This is a genomic window from Methanobacteriaceae archaeon (genome assembly GCA_013403005.1).
Lineage (GTDB): Archaea > Methanobacteriota > Methanobacteria > Methanobacteriales > Methanobacteriaceae > Methanobacterium.
In genome coordinates, this window is record JACBOA010000010.1 from 1 (window position 1) to 22,066 (window position 22,066).

Genomic DNA, 22,066 nt, shown 5'->3' on the forward strand with positions numbered 1-22,066 from the left:
ACCACAATCGGAGTGGTACGACTCCAGGTGACATTGTATTTGTTTGCTGCAGCATCAGCCACAATATCATGACACTTAATCACCAGTAAAGATTCCAAGAAGGTCCCATAAGCTGCTTTCATGGGCCCTTCAGGGTAAAGAAGAGTTCCATTTGCATTTGTTCTGTCTTTTTCGTCCAACCAGTACCGTAACATCTCATCTGTAACTTTAGTGGTGACAATAGCAAAACTCCTCACACCCTCATAACCCTCATTTTTATAAACTCTAGAAGTGGGATCGTTGCGATTATCTACATGGAAGTATCCACCGTTGGCATAGATCATGGTACTCTCCCTGTAAATAGGGTTACCTGGGAAATTAATTCCCACAACCTCACCACTATCCGGATCCTCAAATGAAATCTTCTTACCCGCATCACCAGGATAACTGATAATAGTTGTTATATTATCTTTAAAATACTTGTAATTTGCAATTACAAACATTTCACTATCATTGAAACCATTTTTCTCTCTGATCATGTTCAGCAGTCCTGTTTCCAGTGCACTTCCAGTTAAATTCTGCAATCCCGGATTCTGGTAAATAATGCTTTTTAGTGCATTTTTAGACTCTGTTGACTCTGAAAACAGCCAGTTTAAGAAGTTGACATTATACCAGACCTTTGGTGAAAATGAATCATGGTTAATGAGATAATTTATGTTTGAAACTGTTTTGTTTAAAACCACCACCCCATTTACAATTAAATCCACTTCATTCTGGAACGATCCGAAATCACAGCTTTTTGACTTCCACAACACACTCACCCAGCTAACCGACTCATTCAGAGGCACTTCATAGGTTAAATAAAGGGAGTGATTGGTTGATAGGTCTATAGCCGTGCTGGAAATGATTATGGTTGCTTTAGCAATCCTATCCACACTTGTAGATGCACTTTGACTGTCTAAAGTGGCTGTAACATTCGTGAAACCAGATTGAAGGTTCGGATTTAATATTAGGGTGGCTGATGCTTTCCCGTCCTCAGTATAACTGGTGCTAGTAATGTTACTGTTATTATTTGAGATGAAGGTGACTGGTATCCCATCAGGCGTGTAAATCACAGTTGAAAGATCTTCATTATTGCTGTTGTGGTTTAAATCTGCGGTAATGGTTGCCTCGTAAACCTTACCATCTGCAACCTTGTAAGAAGTAGGGGTTATAGTGAGAACCAGACGAGGATTGTAAAGCACGGATCCACTTATTACATATATGGCGCTGGGTTTTGCTGAAGATACCACAGGATTATTGGTTCCCCACCAGTTGTTGGTGGCATTTACAGTACCTCCCCTGCTTAAAAGTCCATATTGTCCATTTCCAACTATCCTGTTGAAATGAAGGTCTCCTGAAGAGTAATATAAATAAATACCATGATATGTGTTATTTTTCACATCATTACTAGTTACCTTCAGGTTATTGGAATAACAGGCAAGAATACCACAATCATTGTTCGCCAGATTACTCTCACTGATGGTGGTATAATTGGCCTGGTAAAGATAAACACCCCTAAATGTGCTACCAGTTATATTATTTCCTGATAGGAGAGTGTTGTTTGAGTATTCAAGATCAATTCCACCCAAATTGCCCTGTAGAATATTTCCAGAAACCGTGCAGTTTGTGGTGGAGTTCAGGAAAATACCATAACCAAAGTCGCCAGTGCTACTTAATCCATTCCCTGTAATAGTATTATCCAATATATAGCAGTTATTAGCCCTATTTAGATAAATAGCTGATGAATTTGTTGCACCGGTGATTTTAAATCCATAAATCATGGAATCACTGCAGTTATTAACTGTAAAAACAGGACTTGAAATATTTGAAGCCTGCACTGTCACATTACCCTCCGATACTATGGTTAAATTCTTATTTATCACAATATTTTCAACATATGTCCCATTTGTGACAAAAATAACATCACCATCAACAGTCAGAGGATCACTAACCGCCCCTTGTATGGTACTGAAAGATTTATGGAATGCTCTGGAAACAGAATAGTTACCCAGAGTGGCAGTGACAGTCGTTGCACCAGAACTTGGGCTAGATGTGAGGGTTACTCTAGCCTTACCACTGCGAACAGTTGCAGTGCTGTTAATGGTTCCTAATGTGGTGGTGAAATTCACTGGCAGACCATCAGGTATTCTTCCAGAACCAGAAGTGTCTTTTCCCTGGTTGTTATGCGTTATATCGGCTGTTATTTCTGAACTGGATGTGCTGTTATGTGTTACATAGATCACTGAACCTGTTAAATTCATCACGAGCCAAGGGTTGTATAAAACCGTTCCCCCAGCAATATAAATCGAACTGCCATTTGTTGATGAAACAGTAAGGTTGTTAGTACCCCACCAGTTATTGGTGGCATTCACCGTACCATTAACCAGATTATAAAGCCCATAAACAGTATTTTCCGCGATTATGTTGAAATTAATACTGGCAGAGGATGATGTGGCTTTAATTCCGCTTTGATGATTATTCATTATAGTGTTTTCATAGACTGTGCTATTACTGGAATTATTAAGTTCAATTCCATTCATTAAATTGTTCTGAATGGTATTTTCCATTATCAACGAGTATAATGAGTTACCGATGTAGATTCCAGTGCCCGAATTATTAATGATAGTATTAGAGTATACTGTGTTGTTATTTGAACTGTTAAATCGGATTCCCTCCATTAAATTACCGGTTAGGTTGTTATCCCATATCATATTATTCGGGGAATTGGTAAGGAGTAATCCATAGTAGTTACCAGTTAAAATGTTACCGGTAATGGTACAGTTACTGGCATTGTTGAGATAGATGCCAGATGAGGATGTGCCATTAGCTCCTTTCAAGGTAAATCCTGAAATCACAGATCCACTACCGCCCGAATTAATAGTGATAGCTGGGTTGTTGAGATTGGCAGCCTGAATGGTCACGTTCCCATTATACGGAGTTATGGTAAGTTTTTTATTTACTACAATGTTTTCGGTGTAAGTTCCATTTCTAACCACAATAACATTACCGTTAACTGTTAAATTATCATTTATAGCATTTTGTATACTGGAATAACCTTTCCCCGTATTAAGATTTCCTATAGGTGAAAATATATAATATACCATGTTAACTGGGGATTGGTTCCCTGTAAAGTCCACAGCCATAAACTTCAAAGTGGTGGTTGTGCTGATGGTGATGGAGGTTGTGTATATTGCGCTTGAAGTTGTTGGGTTGCTTCCATCAGTGGTGTAATAAATAATTGGATGCAGGTCAATGTTATCAGATGCGGTTAAATTCACAGATTGGCTGGTGTTGTAAAGTCCGCTTGAAAGACTTGCATTTACTGTTGGCGCAATTTTATCAATGGTTACATTAGTCTGCACGCTCTGCCTATCCAATGTAGCGGTAATATTGGCTATTCCTGAAGTGACTGTTCCTGAGTTAAATGTTAGGGTGGCTTTCCCGTTTCTGGTATATACTGGGCTGGTAACCGCGCCTAAACTGGTGGTTATATCTATTGGAATGCCATCAGGTACATGTCCCTGTGGAGAAGTATCGTTTCCATTGCTATTGTGGGTGAGATCTGCTGTAACTGTAGAATTACCATTAGTAATCACTGGATTAGCAGTTACATTTAAAACCAACCAAGGTATAACTCCATATATTAAATCATTACAATACCAACCATCAATACCCCCTTCAGAATAAACATCATAAGTAACTTCAGGGTCATAGTTATCCCATTCTATTATTAAATTACTAGTTCCCCACCAGTTATTTCTGGCATCAAAAGATATTCCTTCTTCTACTTCTAACCATAAATCAGCCATAGTATTATTGCTAAGCTGGTTAAAATGCATATTAAATTGACTGGAATTGGAATAAACACCATAAACATTTCCATATATAATATTACTTGTTATACTGGTGTCAATTGTATTTATTCCACCAATGAATCCTATTCCTGACCAATCACCCCATAAATAGATGCCATAACAATTATTTCTTATATTATTTTGAGATATGGTATTGTTTAGTGAAAATGAAGAAATTTGATAAGTACATTCAGCAGGTATGAAAATACCATAAGTGTTGTTAAATAGGGTGTTATTGCTTATGGAGTTACGTGATGATTGGAATAGGTAAATTCCTTTAAAATTCCCATTAATGTTATTATTTTCAATAATGCATTCATTGGCATTTTCCAGGAGAATTCCAAAGGAGCTATTTGTCCCGTTTATAACAAAGCCAGATATTTTTGAACCTGTTCCGTTGGTTTTTATGGTGAAAACAGGGAGATTAGGATTTAATGCCTGCAATGTTACAGTTCCTCCAGGAACTGCTCTTATGGTTAGCTTTTTAGTTAGGACAATATTTTCAACATATGTTCCACTTGCAACCTCAATAATATCGCCAGCAGAAGTTGAAGGTGCATTTATAGCTGCTTGTATAGTTGTAAATCCTTGATGGCTTACAGTATTATATACTTTAAACAGATTAACTGTTTTAGAGATTATTTGATTATCTAGGGTGACTGTAATGTTGGCGGTGTTGTGTGGTGATGAATAATTAAGCTGTGATGTTGTTTTTCCATTTACTGTAAAGCCACTTTGTTGAATAGATCCATAATCTGTAGTGAAATTCACATTTGTTCCATTTGGAATATGCCCAAGGGGCAATGTGTTGGTTCCTTGATTATTGTAGGTTAAATCGACTGTTATGTTGGAAATACCATCTGTAATGTAGGTTGAATTGACATTTAGTACTATCCAGGGGTCGTAAATAATGTTCCCGCCTAAGATGTAAATGTCACTGGAATTGCTTGAGGAGACTGTTGGGCTGTTGGTTCCCCACCAGTTGTTTGTTGCGTTTACAAAGTTGCTATAAGCATTGCAAAGTCCGAATGCAGTGTTTCCAACAATCCTATTGAAATTAACATTGGTTGGTGAAAAGTAAAGGTAAATACCACCCAGATTGTTTGTTATTTTATTTTCAGTTATTTTGGTGTTATCTGAGTTATCAAGGCAAATTCCATAATTGAGATTGTTTGTTATATTATTTCCAGATAATATGCTATTACTTGAATAAAGAAGCATAATTCCATCTTGAATGTTACTAGTTACGTTATTCAGTGATATGGTGTTGTTTGTTGTCTTTTGAAGGTTTATTCCCATAGTATTGTTTGTTGCATTATTTGAGGATATGGTGTTATTATTAGAATTAATCAGGAGTAGTCCATAATTTGTATTGTTTGTTAGATTATTTGTCGATATTGTGGTATTGTTTGTATCAATGAGTACGAGTCCTCCACCAATATTTTCGCATATGTTATTTTTTATATTGTTTTCAGAGATCCAAGTACTGTTTGAATTATTAATTAGAATACCTATCTGTTTATTGTTTGTTGCGTTGTTTCTGATTATGGTTGTGGTTTTTGAATTATCAACATATATTCCTTTTAAAGTGTTTTTTGTAGCATTATTTCCAGATATGGTGTTATTATTTGTATGATCTATATAAATTCCGTTCAATCCATTACTTTCCAAGTTATTTCCAGAAATCATATTTCCATTTGAATAATATAAGTCAATTCCGTTTTCAGTATTGTTTGTGGCGTTATTTTCACTTATGCTTGTATTATTTGAGTAATAAAGGAAAATACCGCCTGAACAATTTGTTATGGTATTTCCTGTGATATTGCAGTTATTAACTTGGTATAAAAAGATTCCGTAGTTAGTAGATCCTTTTATATTGAATCCTTTGATGGTTGAACCGCTGGAGTAAACAGTAAAAGCAGGTTGGGAAGAATTCATAGGCTGAACCGTCACATTTTTTCCATAAGCTGACATCAGAATAAGTTGTTTAGCTACAATTACATTTTCAGTGTAAGTGCCCCCACCTACAAGTATTGTATCGCCGTTTAAGGTAGTTGCATCATCTATTGCAGCCTGTATTGTGGTAAATGTTTTTTTAGTTCTCTGATTATATGCACCAGCAACGTTGATTATTGTTTTAGAAACTGTTTGTTTATCTAATGTGGCTGAAACAGTGGCTGTACCTGCTGTTGCACTTGAATTAAAAGTAGTGACTGATTTACCATTCATTGTAGATGCAGGACTACCGATGGTTCCTAAGGTGGTACTATAATTTATTGGTATGCCATTTGGGATCTTACCATATGGTGATGTATCATTTCCCTGATTATTACGGGTTAAATCTGCTGTGACACTGGAAGAACTATCATGAGATACAATATCCGAAGAACTACTGATAGTAAGTACAATCCAGGGGTTGTAAGTTATTGTTCCTGATGTTGCCCAGATGTCGCTTGGGTAATTGGTTGAAATTTTGGGGTTGTTTGTTCCCCACCAGTTGTTGATGGCGGTTATTGATACTGCACTGCCCCAAAGTCCGCATATGTCGTTATTAGTTATTCTGTTGAATTGTATGGTGGATGATGATTGGTAAAGATAAATTCCGAAATCGTTGTCGGTTATTGTGTTTTCGGTTATTATGTTGTTTGAATTGTTTAGATAAATGCCTGATGCGGCGGTTTGGTTTTTTATTGTGTTTCCTGTTATTTTGTTGTTGTTGGAGTTTAGGATGTGTAGTCCGTCCCAGTTGTTGTTTTGTATGGTATTGTTTTGTATGGTGTTGTTGTTAGAGTTTGAAAAGTCTATTCCATGGAAATTTCCTGTCAATATGTTATTAGTGATGTTACAATTTGTAGCGCCGTTTAAATAAATTCCTGGTTTATTATAATCTGTGGCACCTTTAATAATGAATCCTTGTATGGTGCTGCCGTTGGCGGTTGATGTTATGGTGATTACTGGGCTTGAGGGGGTTGCGGCTTGTATGGTTATGTCGTTGTTTCCTTCTCGGGCTTTAATGGTCAGATTTTTGTTTACTATGATGTTTTCGGTGTATGTTCCACTATTTACTTGAATAGTGTGACCATTAATGGTTAATTGGTCATTAATAGCATCTTGAATATGGGAATAAACTTTTTCGGTGTTGATGTTAATTATTGGGAGGTTTATTACATAGTTTCGGCTTTGGATTTGTGCCTGATTACCTGCAGCATCCACAGCCATAAACTTCAGAGTGGTGATGTTTTTGAAAATGTTAATTGGAGCTGTATAAAGAATGCTACTTGTTGTTGGTGTGGATCCATCCAAAGTGTAGTAAATATGAGGATTTTGGTCAATATTATCTGTTACAGTTAAAGTTACGTTTTGATATGAATTGTAAGTTCCATTGGCAAGACTGGCAGTGACTGTTGGTGCAATTGTGTCAATAATAGTAATGTTGGTCTGTATACTTTGATTGTCAATGGTGGTGGTGACAGTTGCTGTTCCTGAACTGGCTGATCCACGGTTGAATGTTGCATTTGCTTTTCCATTGCCAGTGTAAGCTGTAGTGGTAATTGTACCCAAATTAGTTGTGAAATTAACTGGAATACCATTGGGTAAATGTCCCTGTGAAGAAGTATCAGCGCCATTGGAATTACGGGTTAAATCTGCGGTTAATGTTGAGTTTTCATCACCTACAACTGAGGGGTTGGCTGTTAAATTTAAAACTAGCCAAGGATTGTAAGTAACATTTCCTCCGGCTATGTAAATATCACTTCCATTGGCTGATGAGATTATTGGATTGTTTGATTTCCACCAGTTGTTTGTAGTATTTACTGTTCCATTTCCCACATTTTCAAGGCCGTATCTGCCATTTCCAACTATTCTATTGAAGTTAACAATAGCTGATGAGTTATAAAGATAAATTCCATCGTATGTGTTGTTTTAGACGTTGTTTCCTTTAATTATGTTATTTTCAGTGATATAAAGATAAATTCCATATTGATTTGATGTTAAAACATTGTTCTGGAGTTGATTGTTGTTTGAATTTGTGTAGATATATAGCCCATATTGGCTATTTTTTGCTGTGTTATCTGTCAGAATGTTGTTTGTGCTGTTGTTGAGATATATTCCAGTTTTGGTATTGTTGATTAAGTTGTTACCAGTTATTGTGTTGTTTTGAGTGTTTGTTAAGTATATTCCACGGTTATTGTTTGTGAGGTTGTTTTGGTTGGTTGTAGTGCTGGTTGCGTTGCTTATGTATATGGCGTAGGATGTGCTGTTATTTATTATATTTGCTGTTAATATGTTATTAATTGAGTTTAAAAGGTAGATTCCGTATGGGTTTAATGTTAAAATGTTGTTTTGGATGTAATTATTATTAGAGTTGGTTGTAAGGTATATTCCCCTACTGGAACTGGTATTTATTGTGTTTTGGTTTAAAGTGTTTATAGAGCTACTATCGAGGTAAATTCCGTAATTTGTGGTTTTTGATACTGAATTTTCTGTTATGGTATTATTTTGGGCTTTGGAAAGAACTATGGAATAATTATTGTTTGTGAGGTTGTTTTGTTTTGTGAGTGTGTTGGTAGCATTATTGAGGTAAATGGCATAAGTAGTACTGTTATATAGGGTGTTACCCGTGATGGAGTTGTTAAACGAGTTCCTAATGTAAATTCCATAAGGGAAAAATGCTAAAATGTTATTATTAATATTGTTATTATCCGAATTAGGGTAAATGTAGATTCCGATGTTGCTATGATTGTTAAGTTTGTTACCTGTAATGATGTTGTATTTGCTTTTGTGGAGGTAGATTCCATTTTTATTATTAGTTAATTCGTTGTTGTTGATTATGCAGTTATTTGCTGAATTGATGTAGATGGCAGATGAATCATTCGCACCAGTTATTATAAACCCTTGTATGGTTGACCCGCTTCCTAATGAATTAATTGTAAAAATAGGTTTTGAAGAGTTCAAAGCCTGCAAAGTTACATTACCATTTTGAATGGACATTATGGTAATATTTTTATTAAGTATGATATTTTCAATGTAAGTTCCATTATTTACAATAATTACATGACCATTTAAGGTCATTGGATCATCTAGCGCTGCTTGGATACTTGAATAAGTTTTCACCGTGTTATTATTCATAATTAAGAAGTTGAATATGTAATTCTGAATTTGAACTGCAGCCTGGTTACCAGCATCATCTACAGCAATGAACTTCAGAATAGTATCAGTGTTTATGTTAATAGGTCCTGTATAAATTGTACTTAATGTTGTAGGAGTACTGTCATCTCTAGTGTAATAAATAACCGGATTATGGTCAATATTATCTGTTGCAGATAAAACAACATTCTGGGGCGTATTATAAAAATTACCTGTAGGATTTGCATTTACTGTGGGCGCTGTTGTATCGATGGTATATGTTATTGTTTGGTTTAAACAAGTGTTGTTTGAGGCATCACGTGCATAGAATTTTAGGTTTGTTATTCCTTGTGTAAGGTTTAATGTTACAGTATTTGTCTGACTGTTCCATGTGGTGCCGTTGTTTGAGCTATAAAATATCACAGGATTTGGATCAAGATTATCCGAAGCTGTTAAAGTCACGGATTTTGTTGTATTATAAATTCCTCCCGCAAGACTTGCTGTGACCACTGGTTGTGTTGTGTCGGCAATTATAATGACACTGGCCTGCACACTTTGATTATCTAGTGTAGCAGTGATAGTTGCTGTTCCTGACGGAATTAAACCCCTATTAAATGTAGAGTTAGCCTTTCCGTTCCGGGTGTATATGGGGCTGGTTATTGTGCCTAGGTTGGTAGTGAAATTGATTGGGATTCCATCTGGGATGTGTCCTTGTGAGGATGTGTCATTACCGTTGCTATTGTGGGTTAAATCTGCAGTTATAATGGATTCTCTGCCTGAAATGTTAGTTGGGTTGGCGTTTAAACCTAAAACTAACCATGGAGAATAGTAGTAGCAGGGGTCTTCGTATGGGCGTATATCACTGTTATTGTTGGATGAGATTGTGGGACTATTTGATGATCCCCACCAGTTATTTGTTGCATTTACACCTATTTCATTTAGATAGATACCAAAAAGGATGTTATTTTCTATACGGTTGAAATGGACTTGGGCAACTTCACTTGACCAGACATACACACCCTCTGCAAATATTCCATAGTTATTTCCAGCTATATTATTTTCAAGGACATGGTTGTCGTATTCACTCAAATCACTCCAACATTCATCACTTTTTAAGTACAAACCATATGTATTCATGTTAAAAGAGTTTCCTTTGATTAAATTTCCTTGGGAGTCTGAGTGAATGCCGGAATACTCATAAAAACAGTAATAATCTTCTTCTTCATACCACTCAATTTCATCTCCACAGAAATCTTCTAGTGATATGCATTGTGTTGTAAGATAAAGACCGTAATTATTTTGTTTGACAATGTTTTGGGTTATGTTGTTGAAGGATGAATCGAAGATATTGATGCCGTAATTGTTACCGTAAATGGTGTTATTGTGAACTGTGCAGTTCGTAACGGAGTTTAGAAGAATTCCAGTACTGTTAGCAGCGTTTTTTATTGTAAAACCGCTAATACAAGTTCCACTACCTCCAGAATTAATGGTGAAAACAGGATTTGTTGGATTAGCAGCTTGCACTGTTACATTGGAACCATTTTTGCTTTGCAATGATACCTTTTTATTAATGATTACGTTTTCAGTGTAGGTATAAGCAGAGCCATTATTATCATTGACCGTTATGATATCTCCTGAAGATGCGTTATTAACTGCTGCCTGAATACTTCCACCAGGATTCACAGTTAAATTTGCAGCTGAAACAGTTCCACTAATGGAAATTAAAACAAAAAACGAAAATAGCATTATAATACTTAAACATTGTTTATTCATAATAGCACCAAAAAATCATTGGATAATACTACTATTTAATACTTTTTATTCTATTTTTCGTAATACTTAGGGGGCGTTATGGTCATTATTAGTAATACAAAAATGTTATTTGTGTGAAATAAATGATCACTATAACTGCTCTTTTTACATTTATTTTGCTTTTTAATGGATCATTCTCTAATTGTGGTTTCTTAATAATATTAATTCTTAAAATAAAGCTTGTGTGTAAAAAACAGGGAAAATTAGAAAAGAATTTTAAAATAAAATAATATAAAATAAGGAAATAAAGGAATAACTTATTTTTTTTAATCTTATTCCTGAGACTTAATCCTAATTTTAAATATTTCATTCTTTAAATATTTGGAAAAATTAAGTAAAGAGTAAATAGAAAATCATTTCAAAATAATTAAAAATAATCAAAATAGATGAATTGGGAGCTGTATTGGTTGAAAAAAGATATACTTGTGTTTATCGTAGTTATTTCTATTTTCTCATTGTTCTAGCTTCATTCTCCCTCATACCGCAATCACCTAAAAATATAACTGATAACATCAATAATACCCTAAATTCTAGTATTGCTTCTAACACTTGCAAATAACAGTAATGTTTCTAATACTTCCCAGGATCAGCCTGACAACAATAATCCTCCACCTACTCCTTAAATATCTGCTGATGAGGCTAAAGATTTGGTAAAAAAATATGTGGGCCCCTGTGTTATGCTGGGAAAACCAGTAAAAAGACCTATAAAAGGATTCATGCGTGGCAGGTGCCATTATATACCATGAACCCTAAATTCATAAACAATTTTTACATTGATGCCAGGACAGGTAAAAAAGTGAATTAATTCTTTTTTTAACTTGGGGGTTTAAAAAATTAGATTATAACTTGGATTTAGGTGTCAAAATATGCCATCGAGAAAAAAATTCGGAACCATAGATGAGTATATATCTATATTTCCCATAAATGTTCAGGATATTTTAGAAAAACTTCTTAAAACCTTTAATGAATCGTCCTGAGGCTGAAGAGGCTATAAGTTATGGAATGCCTATATTCAAGCTTAATAGCAATTTAGTGCATTTTGCTGTGTACAAAAGTCATATCGGTTTTTATCCCTCACCTTCAGGCATTGAAGCGTTTAAAAAAGAAATTTCACAATATAAAAGTGGTAAAGGTTCAGTGAATTCCCAATAGATGAACCATCCTATTAGAATTGGTAAAAAATATTGTTATTTTTCGAGTGAAAGAAAATTTGATGAAAAAGTAGTATTCCATATTTAATCTTAAAAAAATTTAGGGGATTATTTAACTTTTTAGATAGTAATATTCCCCTTTCTCCTTTTGCTCCCGGTCAAGGTAACTGTTTTCCTTGTTCACCCTTGGCCTGCGTGTTTCCTTATCCCGGCGGAAGGTAATACCCACTTCTTTAAGGAAACGGTTCATAGCTGAACGCAGGTCCATGGGACTGGTGGCATGACCATCCAAACCAGGCTCTCCAGTGAAGACCATGGCCCTGCTGGATATGTAATCAATGAAGACAATATCGTGATCCACAATGATGGCTGCAGCATTACGGCTTTCCACCACGCGTCGAATGGCCTTACCAGCTCTGAGTCGCTGCTCAACATCCAAATGGGCAGTGGGTTCGTCGAATAGATATATATCAGCTTCCTGGGAGAGTGAAATAGCCACACTTAATCGTTGCAGTTCCCCACCAGAGAGCTCATCCATCCTCTTCTCCAGCAGTTCTTCCAGGAGGAAAGGCTTCATAATCTCGGTTTTAAAAATGTTGGTACCATAATGGGGGACTGTGGTGTAAAGGAACTCCTGTACGGTTCCACTGTAATCTGATACCAGGTACTGTGGTTTGTAACTTATTTTAACTTTTTTCTTTATTTTACCCTTGTCAGGCTTTTCCACACCAGCCAGTATCTTGGCAAAGGTGGTTTTACCAATACCATTGGGTCCGAAGGCAGTTAAGATTTCATCATGCTGAATTTCACCCGCATCCACCTTCAAATGGAAACCATCATAAGACTTTTCCAGGTCAGTGTAACTGGAAAGGGCTTCAGTCTCAACCTCAGCAGCAGGAGGTCGCACATGGAATTCAATGGGCTGTTTACGGAATCGAACATTTTCCTCCCGCAGATAACCCTCAATATAAGCATTTATCCCCACCCTAACACCACGCATGTGGGAAACCACACCATAACCACCAGATTGTCCGTATAGAATATGCACATAATCAGAGATGGCATCCAGGGCTGCCAGGTCGTGTTCAATTACCAGGATGGACTTACCTGCATCAGCAAGCTCCCGAATAACTTTAATGGCATATAAACGTTGCTGAACATCCAGCCAACTGGTGGGCTCGTCAAAGTAATAGAAATCAGCTTCCCTCAAAACAGCCGCGGCAATAGCTACCCTTTGCAGTTCCCCACCACTCAGTTTGGTTATTTCTCTATCCATGATGGGTTCCAGTTGCAGAGAACTAGCCACAAAGTCCATTCGTTTTCTCTCATCCACACTGTTTAAAAGATCATCCACATTCCCCTTCACGAACTTAGGCAGAAGATCCACCATCTGGGGCTTGTGCACCACCTTCAACTCACCCTTGGAAAGTTTCTGGAAGTAACTCTGCAGTTGACTGCCCTTAAAAAAGTTGATTATCTCATCCCAACTCACTTCTTCTTCATATCTTCCCAGATTGGGCTGAAGTTCTCCGGATAGTATGCGCATAATGGTTGATTTACCAATACCATTGGGTCCCAGGAGCCCTACCACTGATCCTTCCCTGATGGTGGGCAGGCCGAATAATTCAAACTGGTTCTGCCCGTAACGATGAATAGGATCTTCTAAGGCTTCGGGGAGGTTTATGATGCTTACTGCATTGAAGGGGCAGCGATTGGTGCAAATACCACACCCTGAACACAGTTCCTCGGACATGATTGGTTTTTTTGTCTTGGGGTCGATGGTTATGGTGTCTTCTTCCATACGCACCCCAGGACAGTATTCAATACACATATAGTTACATTTCTTCGGCTGACAGCGGTCATAGTCTAATATGGATATTCTGGTCATTTAATCAATACCTTACACAAAATTTATAGATTATTTGAATATTAAAGACACTTATTTCACAATTTAAAGTTAGCTTGAACAATAAATTATAATCATAGATAGGCATAGATAGTCTAAAAATTTAGATTAATAATATGGACTTATTTTTAGTTATTTTCCCGTTTTATATTAAAATTGTAGTTAAATCATATTGAACTTAATTATAATAAAGTAACTTAAGTAATAAAATTCTTTTCTTATAATACAGTTCCTTAAAGGTTATTATAAATTCGGTTCCTTCTTTTCTACTAATTTCTATTTTACCTTCCAGTTGCCCCACCAGAGTATTCACCAGTTGCTATCCCAGAGTGTCTGTTTTTTTAAAGTCAAGGTCTTCAGGGAATCCCAATCCATCATCACCCCACAGTGAGGGTGAAATATACCCTCCTCATCCAAGTGGAGGCCTATTCTAATCTCTCCTGATTCACCAGAAGGGAAGGCATGCTTTATAGAGTTGGTCAGAAGGTCGTTAACGATTAATCCACAGGGAATAGCAGTCTCAATATCAAATAATATCCAATAAGACATTCGCAACATTTATGGTGAGTTTAATATTGGTGCTGACTCCGTATGAGGCGAAGATTACTGAAGCCAGGCTTTTAACGTAATCAGCAAAGTCGATCTTGGCCAGATCCCAGGACTGGTACAGTTTCTCATGGGTCATTTTCATGGATTCAACCCGATTCTGACTATCTTCAAAAATCTTTTTCTCCTCAGCGCCCTTTTTCACTGCCCGAGTTCCAAGTTCTTTGTCTTTGAGACGGGTTAATATGATAATGGGTGTTTGTGGGGAGTTTTTACAGGTACTGGTGAATGTTTCAAAACCTTCACTGTCAGGTAAACTCAGATCCAGAAGTATAATATCAAAATTACCTTCATCTAAAGTTTTAAACCTTCTTTGAGGGTATAATCATGAGTGAATTCAAAAAATTATTCCGTTATTTTCAGAACTTCCTGGATAAGAAAAAAAAGTCATGGAGATTATCTTCAATTAAGGGGATATTGTAAGATTTTGCTCTTATGTCCATAAAACCCCCATTTGGATAGTTCCATAACTTATATTCACTTATATCGCCTTATATAGTATTGTATTCATTTTATGTAGTCTTTAGTAAATAAATCAATAATGCTTAGTGAAACTCTTAAGATTAAAAAGAATATGTGGGCAATTTCGGGCAATTTCAATATAATGGTTTTTTTATTAAATTTTTTAATACTAAATTATGATGTGGTTTGGTTATGTGATCATACATAATCAATACTAATAAGATTAAGAGAACAAAATAATCAACGAAAATATTTCCTATTAAAAAAGATTTAAAGAAAAAGAGAAGGGATTAGGCTGCTTTGACAGCCATTTCAATGTCTGATGCTTTCACTGTTTTTCTACCGGCGTGTTTTGCTAGTTTAACAGCTTCTGCAGCTATGTCTTCACCCATCTCTTCCAATACTTTAGCTAATGCATCTCTCGCGTCGTCACTTACTCTTGGAGCACCAGCATTTTTAATGATTCTTCCTACTGGAGCAATTGGCAATTCAGCCATGTTAATCACCTCAATCATCTTTAGAGTCTCCATTATATTTAAGTTTGTCGATCTTTTGCTTATGATTAACCCATAACCCTAAAGATGTTCACCTTGAAAACCATAATTAACTATGAGTAAGATCAACATTTAGTTACCATTGATCATAGAAATAAGTTCCCTATACTGAAAATCACTATCCAGTGGGGTGTTGTGCAATCACTTCACTTATAAGTACTAAGCAGCACATAAGTTATTAGAGAACAAACCATTATTAACTGAGAATATGAGAAAACAAAATAATTGATAACAAGAAAGAATGAAATTAGCGGTTCAGGGGTGATTTATATGACTATAACAATAAAAAGTGCGGCCTTTGAAGATGGAGAACCAATACCTCCCAGATACACTTGTGTAGAATCAGATGTTTCCCCTCCTCTTGAATGGGATGCTTCTGAGTTGGCAATACCTGATGAGGGTAGTATGGTTCTTATATGTGATGATCCTGATGCACCGGGTGGGACCTGGGTCCACTGGGTTTTGTTTAACTTACCACCAGAAACTTGCAGTCTGCCAGAGAGGGTCATGCCTCGGGAGGAACTGGAAAACGGTGCACTGCAGGGTTCCAATAGCTGGGGAACCATAGGATACCGTGGGCCCTGCCCACCCAGTGGAACCCATCGTTATTACTTTAAAATCTATGCCCTGAATATAAAACTGGATCTTCCAGCAGGATCTAACAAGAAGGAACTTTTAAAGGCCATGGAAGGCCATGTACTTGATGAAGGGCAGATAATGGGCACTTATACTCGCATATGATTTTCAAATAAGACTGGAGAAATGGATTAGAACTGAATTCTTATTAACTATTTTTCCAATTTTTAATGAAATACTCTCAATTATAATTTTTATTTAATTTTCAGCCCCGAATCCTGAATTTGATTAGTTTTATTTAATCTTTCCATTATAGGTTAATGATTATAATTTTTATGAAATCATTATATTCTCTAAAATTTATAATATACTAGAGAGTAGGGGTGTTTAACATAGTTGGAGATGATACAAATCCAGGATTTCAGCATACCTTTGAAGATTCATATAATCTAAAAGATGCCTTGAAATCCTTAAAACCACATGATCATTTATGTCTAATTTATGAATCTCTCCATGAATGGCAGGATGCCATAATTCCTTTTATACGCATTGGTCTGGAAAGGGGAGAAAAGTGTGTATACATAGTAGATTCGCGCACTGCCCGTGAATTACGTACTATCCTTAAAGAAGAAGCTATTGATGTGGAATATTATGAAGATGCCGGGCAGCTGGTGGTTCTAAATCACTCTGATGCCTATACTCTGGGAGGTATTTTTGACCCGGATAGCATGATCCAACTCCTCATCAATGAAACTAGGAAGGCTTTAGATGAGGGGTTCACGGCTTTAAGGGCAACGGGGGAGATGACATGGGTTTTAAAAGGAAATCCTGGATCAGAAAGACTCCTTGAATATGAAGCTAAATTAAATAGAGATTTTTTCCCAGAATATCCATGTGTTGCAATCTGCCAATACGATCGTTGGCAATTCGACCCTGAAATCATCAAGGGAGTGGTAATGACCCATCCATTACTTATTAAAGGAAATAAAATTTATAAAAATTTTTACTACATACCTCCTGAGGACTTTTTAAACGCAAAAAAAGCAGAAAGAGAAGTTCAGCAATGGTTTAACAATTTGGAAAGGGAGAGGGAAATAAAAGATAAAAAAAACCTCTACGCAGATTTGCTTAACAAATCATCCCAACCTTTTGCTATAGGTTTTCCAGATGGCAAATTAGCCTTCAACAACCAAGCCTTCAATGATCTCATTGGTTACAGTGAAGAAGAGATAAAAAAACTAGATTGGGCCACTGATTTAACCCCTTCCAAATGGACCGAAAAAGAGCAAGAAATGCTGCAAAAACTGGAAAAAACAGGCCAACCAGTACGTTATGAAAAAGAGTACATAAAAAAAGACGGAACCATTTTACCCATAGAGTTACTGGTTCACCCTGTCTACGATCATCAGGGTAAGCTAAGATATTACTACGCTTTTATCACGGATATCAGCAAACGAAAGGAAATGGAAAAAAAAATTTGGGAAAGTGAAAAGAAGTACCGAGCACTCTTTGACAATGCAGGAGAGGGAATATTCATACTTAAGGATGAGGAGTTCATTGAATGCAATAAAAAGGCCCTTGAACTGTTTAAGGTCACCAGGGATCAGATTATTGGTGAAACACCCTATTCTATATATTCACCGGAAATACAACCCGATGGAGAAAGTTCTAAAATTAAAGCCCGTAAATACTTGGCAGATGCATTGTCTGGGAATACGGTAAAATTTGAATGGCAACATCTAAAAAGTGATGGAACTCCCTTTTACGCAGGGATTACCCTAAACCGAATCGACCTTAACGGAGAATACTTTGTACAGGCCATCATCGAAGACTTGACCCAGAAAAAAGAAGCAGAAAGATCATTAATTGAAGCCAAAGAAAAATACCGCATAGTGGCTGATAATACCTATGACTGGAATACTGGGCAGATCCCCAAGGAAAATTTTTATACATCTCTCCAGCATGTGAAAAAATCACAGGGTACACTGTGAAGGATCTACAAAATAATCCACAACTCATGAGTGAAATAATCCACCCAGATGATCTTGAACTATACGAAAAACATATGATAGAGGATTTTCCACATAAAAAGCCTGGAAATTTTCAGTACAGAATCATAACTAGAGATGGAAAAGAAAAATGGATAGAACACGTTTGTAAGCCTGTATTCGATGAAGAAGGTCATTATATTGGGAAACGTGGAAGTAATCGGGATATTACCCACACTAAAAAAATACAGGAAGCCTTGAAAGCTAGTGAGTCACACTACCGTTCTCTGGTAGAAAATTCATTAGTAGGAGTTTTCCAAACCAATACTCGGGGTGAAATATTATTTGCCAATCAGGCTCTGGCTGACATTTTGGAATATGACAATCCAGATGAGTTGAAGTCCATCAGCTCCATAAGGCTCCATAAATATCCTGAAAAACGGGATTTGATTATCAAAAGACTTAAAAAAGATTCTAAAATTGACCAGATGGAACTGGAAGTTCTCAGCAAGTGTGGTAAAGAACTTAACTTGATAATGGCTGCTTCTATAAATAATGATATTATTTCAGGTATGTTGATCGATGTAACCCAGCGTAAAATACTTGAAGAGAATTTAAAGGAGGCCGAGCATCGTTATCGTATGGTGGGTCAATTGATCAGTGACTTTGCTTACTCCTGTGTACAAGATGAGAAGGATAATTATGCAGTAGACTGGATTACTGATTCTTTTTATAATATAACTGGTTTTTCTGAGGATGAACTTCGACTAAATCGTTGCTGGATGTTCACCGTCCATCCAGATGATGAAGAAATTGCTCAACAGCAACTTTCCGAGTTAAAACATGGTATGTATAATATTAGAACATTTCGCATTATAGATAGTCGTGGTAAAGTGCGCTGGCTTCGCAACTACATTCGGTGTGTGGAAGACTCCCAGCTAGGTAAGCTACGTATCTACGGAGCAGCCCAGGATATAACTCAACAGAGAAATTATTTAGACGAACTACGTCATGAACTGGAAATCAACCAGTCACTTTCCAGGATATACCCTGTTTTGATCTCAGAAAGTTCCACACTTTCTGACATAGCCTTTGTGGTATTTGAGGAGGCTAAAAAACTCACTGGTAGTGAGAAAGGTTATGTTTCTACCATTGATCCTGATAATTTAGATATGGTGGTGCACACCCACACAGCCATGATGGATGAATGTCAAATTGGGGAGGATGTGGATAAAATAAGATTCCCCTGTGATGACAATGGTAGTTACCCTGCTCTTTGGGGCTATTCTTTAAATAAACTCCAGGCTTTTTACACCAACTCTCCTGCTAATCACCCGGCAGCCAAAGGCACCCCAGAGGGGCACATTGTCCTAGAAAAATTTCTCTCAGTTCCAGTGATTATGGGAGAAGAACTGGTTGGTCAGATAGCCTTAGCAAATCCTGGTAAGGACTACAGTAAAAATGATTTAGAGGCTGTGAAAAGACTGGCTGAATTCTATGCACTAGCCATTCAAAGGATCAGATATAAAAAGAAGATATTAGATTCTTTAAATGAAAAAGAACTCCTCTTAAGGGAGATCCATCATCGGGTCAAAAATAATCTGCAGATCATTGTCAGCCTGCTTAATCTACAGTCTCATGAAACCATGGAACAGCAGGCCAAGGAATTCTGCAGGGTGAGTCAGGATCGGGTGCGTACCATGGCTTTAGTTCATGAAAAACTTTACCACTCCCATAAACTTTCCAATATAAGTATTCAGGATTATATTAAAAGCCTAGCTGAAGGCTTGTTTCAAACTTATGTCACTCAACCTGGTTCCATTACCATGGATATGGATGTGGATGATGTATCCCTGAATCTGGACACAGCCATTCCCTTGGGACTTATCATAAACGAACTTCTCACCAACAGCCTCAAGTATGCCTTCCCTAATAGAAAGACAGGTAAAATATTCATCAAATGCAAATCAGAGAATGATAAGTATATTTTAACTATTGCTGATGATGGAGTTGGTTTACCACAAGAGATTGAACCCGAAAAAACAGATACCCTGGGTTTGAAATTAGTGTACAGTCTGGTAAATCAGATCAATGGATCCATGGAAATTAAACGAACTAGGGGAACTAAATTTGTCATTAAATTCTCTGAATTACAATACAAAAATAGAATTTGATTTATCGAGTATTTTTTATTTTTTAAGGAAATACAATTTTCCAAAACATATTCGTTTATTTTAATGATTTAATTTTATTTGTTGATATTAATTTTCCCTATAGTTGGAAACTTTAAGTATAATTGTTAAGAAGACCTTCAAATAAAGAAAAACTATAAAGAGTTAATAAAGGTGGAAAATAAGTTGAATATCACAAAAAAAGATCTAACCACTTTAATATCAAAAATCAGGAAAGATATAGGTCACAAAGAGGTTGAAATAGAAATAGTGGATATATTTTTCGATGAAGAATCTGCTAATATTCTGATTATAACCCCAGACCGTCCGGAAAAATCAGTGATAATTGGCAAAGGGGGTTGGGTGGTAGGTCGACTCCGTGAAGAACTGGGAGTGAATTCCATCCATGTGGAGGCCTATTCAGATTATATGGTACCAGTTTATAGAATGAAACTAGCCCTGAAAAAATTGGAAGAAATAGTTCCAAAATATTCCCCTCCTTTGAATGAACCACTAATGAATTTATCAAACCTTCTAAAACAATTTATAAAAAAACCATATGATTTAGAATCTCTTTTGAAAAACTATAAAACCCCATCCCAGTCGGTTGCTCTAAGCTCCACTTATAACCAAGTGGATTTTAAAGCTAAAGATCTTCATGGAGAGGAAAAGCAAAATGATGATGAACAAGTTAAGCTTCAAACAGTAGTGGCATTATCTGGTGGAGTTGACAGCAGTGCATCATTAATAATTGCTAAAAAACTTGGTTTCAACCCCATTGCAGTAACAGTTAATCCTGGTGATATTATTCTTCCACGTTATTTTCGTGAAAGTGTGGAGAACCTCACCTGTAAATTGGGTGTGGAACACCACTATCTAAATGTAGAAATGAATGATATAATTGAAGGGGCTCTGGAAGGAACATTTCACCCCTGTGGAAGGTGTTCTAAAACTATTGAAAGAGCTGTTCTAGATTTTACCAGAACAAAAAACATCCCTTTCTTAATATATGGTGATCTGCTCTCAACAGGGACACAATCTTTACATTTGGAAGAAAATATTTTAAGAATCAATCTACTGGCATTATTTGCTCTTAAAAAAGGTGATGTTAAAAAAATAGCTGGTAAAATGAAGGTTAAAAAGAAAGGAGGCTATGGATGTCCCCTCGTTGGTGAAGTACATAAAAAGCACCCTCATATGAGGCGTTTTTCTATCCAGAGGGTTTTAAGAGAAACCAGAGCTGGAGTACTTGAACCAGGAGAGGCTTTGAATCAAATAAAAGGTATAATTTAATTATTTAATTAATTCCAATATACCATATATGATCAAGAATAATCCTGCCAAGTATCCTACCAGCTGGGGATAAATAAGCATTAAAACCCCTAATATAATAGCAATTATAGCGATTATTTCTTTGGTGGTGTCTTCTTTCATGTTTATATTTTTTGTAAGAGAATGTATATAAATATTGTGAAGTGAGGTTAATCATGAAAAGATCAGTCAAGTTCTGTCCAAATTGTGGTTCCATGAATATTAAATGGCTTAACCCTCAGATGTGGTCTATATGGAAATGCTGGGACTGTGGTTATCAGGGTGCGGTTATTGTAGAGGATGGGAAAATGGCAGATGAGATTAGGGAGAATTTTTTAAAGAGAATTAAAAACGAAGAATCCGATGATAATGTGGGTAAAAGGAAAGATTCGGAAGATGATAAGAAGGAACTAAGGGAAGATTCTGGTAATGAAAATGAAAGGAAGACTTGAGTATTTGGATTAATGTTTAATTCATGGCCCTGATCTGATCCAATATGTAATATAGCAGGACAGGATCATCCCATGTCC

General features: G+C 36.4%; 12 protein-coding genes and 1 pseudogene. 6 read left to right on the forward strand and 7 right to left on the reverse strand.

Features of this window, described 5'->3' with window-relative positions:
- Positions 1-7,703, reverse strand: a 7,703-nt coding sequence (locus HVN35_07910; protein ID NYB52465.1) for a right-handed parallel beta-helix repeat-containing protein, incomplete at its 3' end; no start/stop codon positions are given.
- 93 nt (positions 7,704-7,796) lie between these two features.
- Positions 7,797-10,772 carry a right-handed parallel beta-helix repeat-containing protein gene (locus HVN35_07915; protein ID NYB52466.1) on the reverse strand — a complete coding sequence of 992 codons (2,976 nt, stop codon included), beginning with the start codon at positions 10,770-10,772 and terminating at the stop codon, positions 7,797-7,799.
- 905 nt (positions 10,773-11,677) lie between these two features.
- Between HVN35_07915 and HVN35_07920 the strand changes: the two are divergent.
- A pseudogene (locus tag HVN35_07920) lies at positions 11,678-12,036 on the forward strand (DUF1801 domain-containing protein).
- Between the two features lie 38 nt (positions 12,037-12,074).
- Here the strand turns inward: HVN35_07920 and HVN35_07925 are convergent.
- From HVN35_07925 to HVN35_07940, 4 genes are all read right to left on the reverse strand, one after another.
- Positions 12,075-13,850: a ribosome biogenesis/translation initiation ATPase RLI gene (locus tag HVN35_07925; protein ID NYB52467.1), complete on the reverse strand. Its 1,776-nt coding sequence runs from the start codon at positions 13,848-13,850 to the stop codon at positions 12,075-12,077.
- A 327-nt stretch (positions 13,851-14,177) separates the two neighbouring features.
- Positions 14,178-14,417: a sensor histidine kinase gene (locus tag HVN35_07930; GenBank protein ID NYB52468.1), complete on the reverse strand. Its 240-nt coding sequence runs from the start codon at positions 14,415-14,417 to the stop codon at positions 14,178-14,180.
- A complete protein-coding gene (locus HVN35_07935; GenBank protein NYB52469.1) occupies positions 14,395-14,619 on the reverse strand; it encodes a hypothetical protein in 225 nt (74 codons plus the stop codon). The genes HVN35_07930 and HVN35_07935 overlap by 23 nt, the downstream gene beginning before the upstream one ends.
- 607 nt (positions 14,620-15,226) lie before the next feature.
- Positions 15,227-15,433 carry a histone family protein gene (locus HVN35_07940; protein ID NYB52470.1) on the reverse strand — a complete coding sequence of 69 codons (207 nt, stop codon included), beginning with the start codon at positions 15,431-15,433 and terminating at the stop codon, positions 15,227-15,229.
- A 327-nt stretch (positions 15,434-15,760) separates the two neighbouring features.
- On the opposite strand from HVN35_07940, the gene HVN35_07945 reads away from it, so the two are divergent.
- The 4 genes from HVN35_07945 to HVN35_07960 all read left to right on the forward strand — a co-directional run bounded on the left by HVN35_07945 (position 15,761) and on the right by HVN35_07960 (position 21,518).
- Positions 15,761-16,231 carry a YbhB/YbcL family Raf kinase inhibitor-like protein gene (locus HVN35_07945; GenBank protein ID NYB52471.1) on the forward strand — a complete coding sequence of 157 codons (471 nt, stop codon included), beginning with the start codon at positions 15,761-15,763 and terminating at the stop codon, positions 16,229-16,231.
- Positions 16,232-16,449: 218 nt separating this feature from the next.
- A complete protein-coding gene (locus HVN35_07950) occupies positions 16,450-18,057 on the forward strand; it encodes an MEDS domain-containing protein (protein NYB52472.1) in 1,608 nt (535 codons plus the stop codon).
- A 26-nt stretch (positions 18,058-18,083) separates the two neighbouring features.
- The gene (locus tag HVN35_07955) at positions 18,084-20,228 is read left to right on the forward strand and encodes a PAS domain S-box protein (GenBank protein ID NYB52473.1); all 2,145 of its coding nucleotides are present in this window, start codon (positions 18,084-18,086) and stop codon (positions 20,226-20,228) included.
- Between the two features lie 183 nt (positions 20,229-20,411).
- Complete coding sequence (locus HVN35_07960) at positions 20,412-21,518, forward strand: 7-cyano-7-deazaguanine synthase (protein ID NYB52474.1); 1,107 nt, start codon at positions 20,412-20,414, stop codon at positions 21,516-21,518.
- Here HVN35_07960 and HVN35_07965 read toward each other — a convergent pair whose 3' ends face one another.
- Positions 21,519-21,659: a DUF3096 domain-containing protein gene (locus tag HVN35_07965; GenBank protein NYB52475.1), complete on the reverse strand. Its 141-nt coding sequence runs from the start codon at positions 21,657-21,659 to the stop codon at positions 21,519-21,521.
- A gap of 53 nt (positions 21,660-21,712) precedes the next feature.
- On the opposite strand from HVN35_07965, the gene HVN35_07970 reads away from it, so the two are divergent.
- Positions 21,713-21,988 carry a hypothetical protein gene (locus HVN35_07970; GenBank protein ID NYB52476.1) on the forward strand — a complete coding sequence of 92 codons (276 nt, stop codon included), beginning with the start codon at positions 21,713-21,715 and terminating at the stop codon, positions 21,986-21,988.
- Positions 21,989-22,066: the final 78 nt, after the last annotated feature.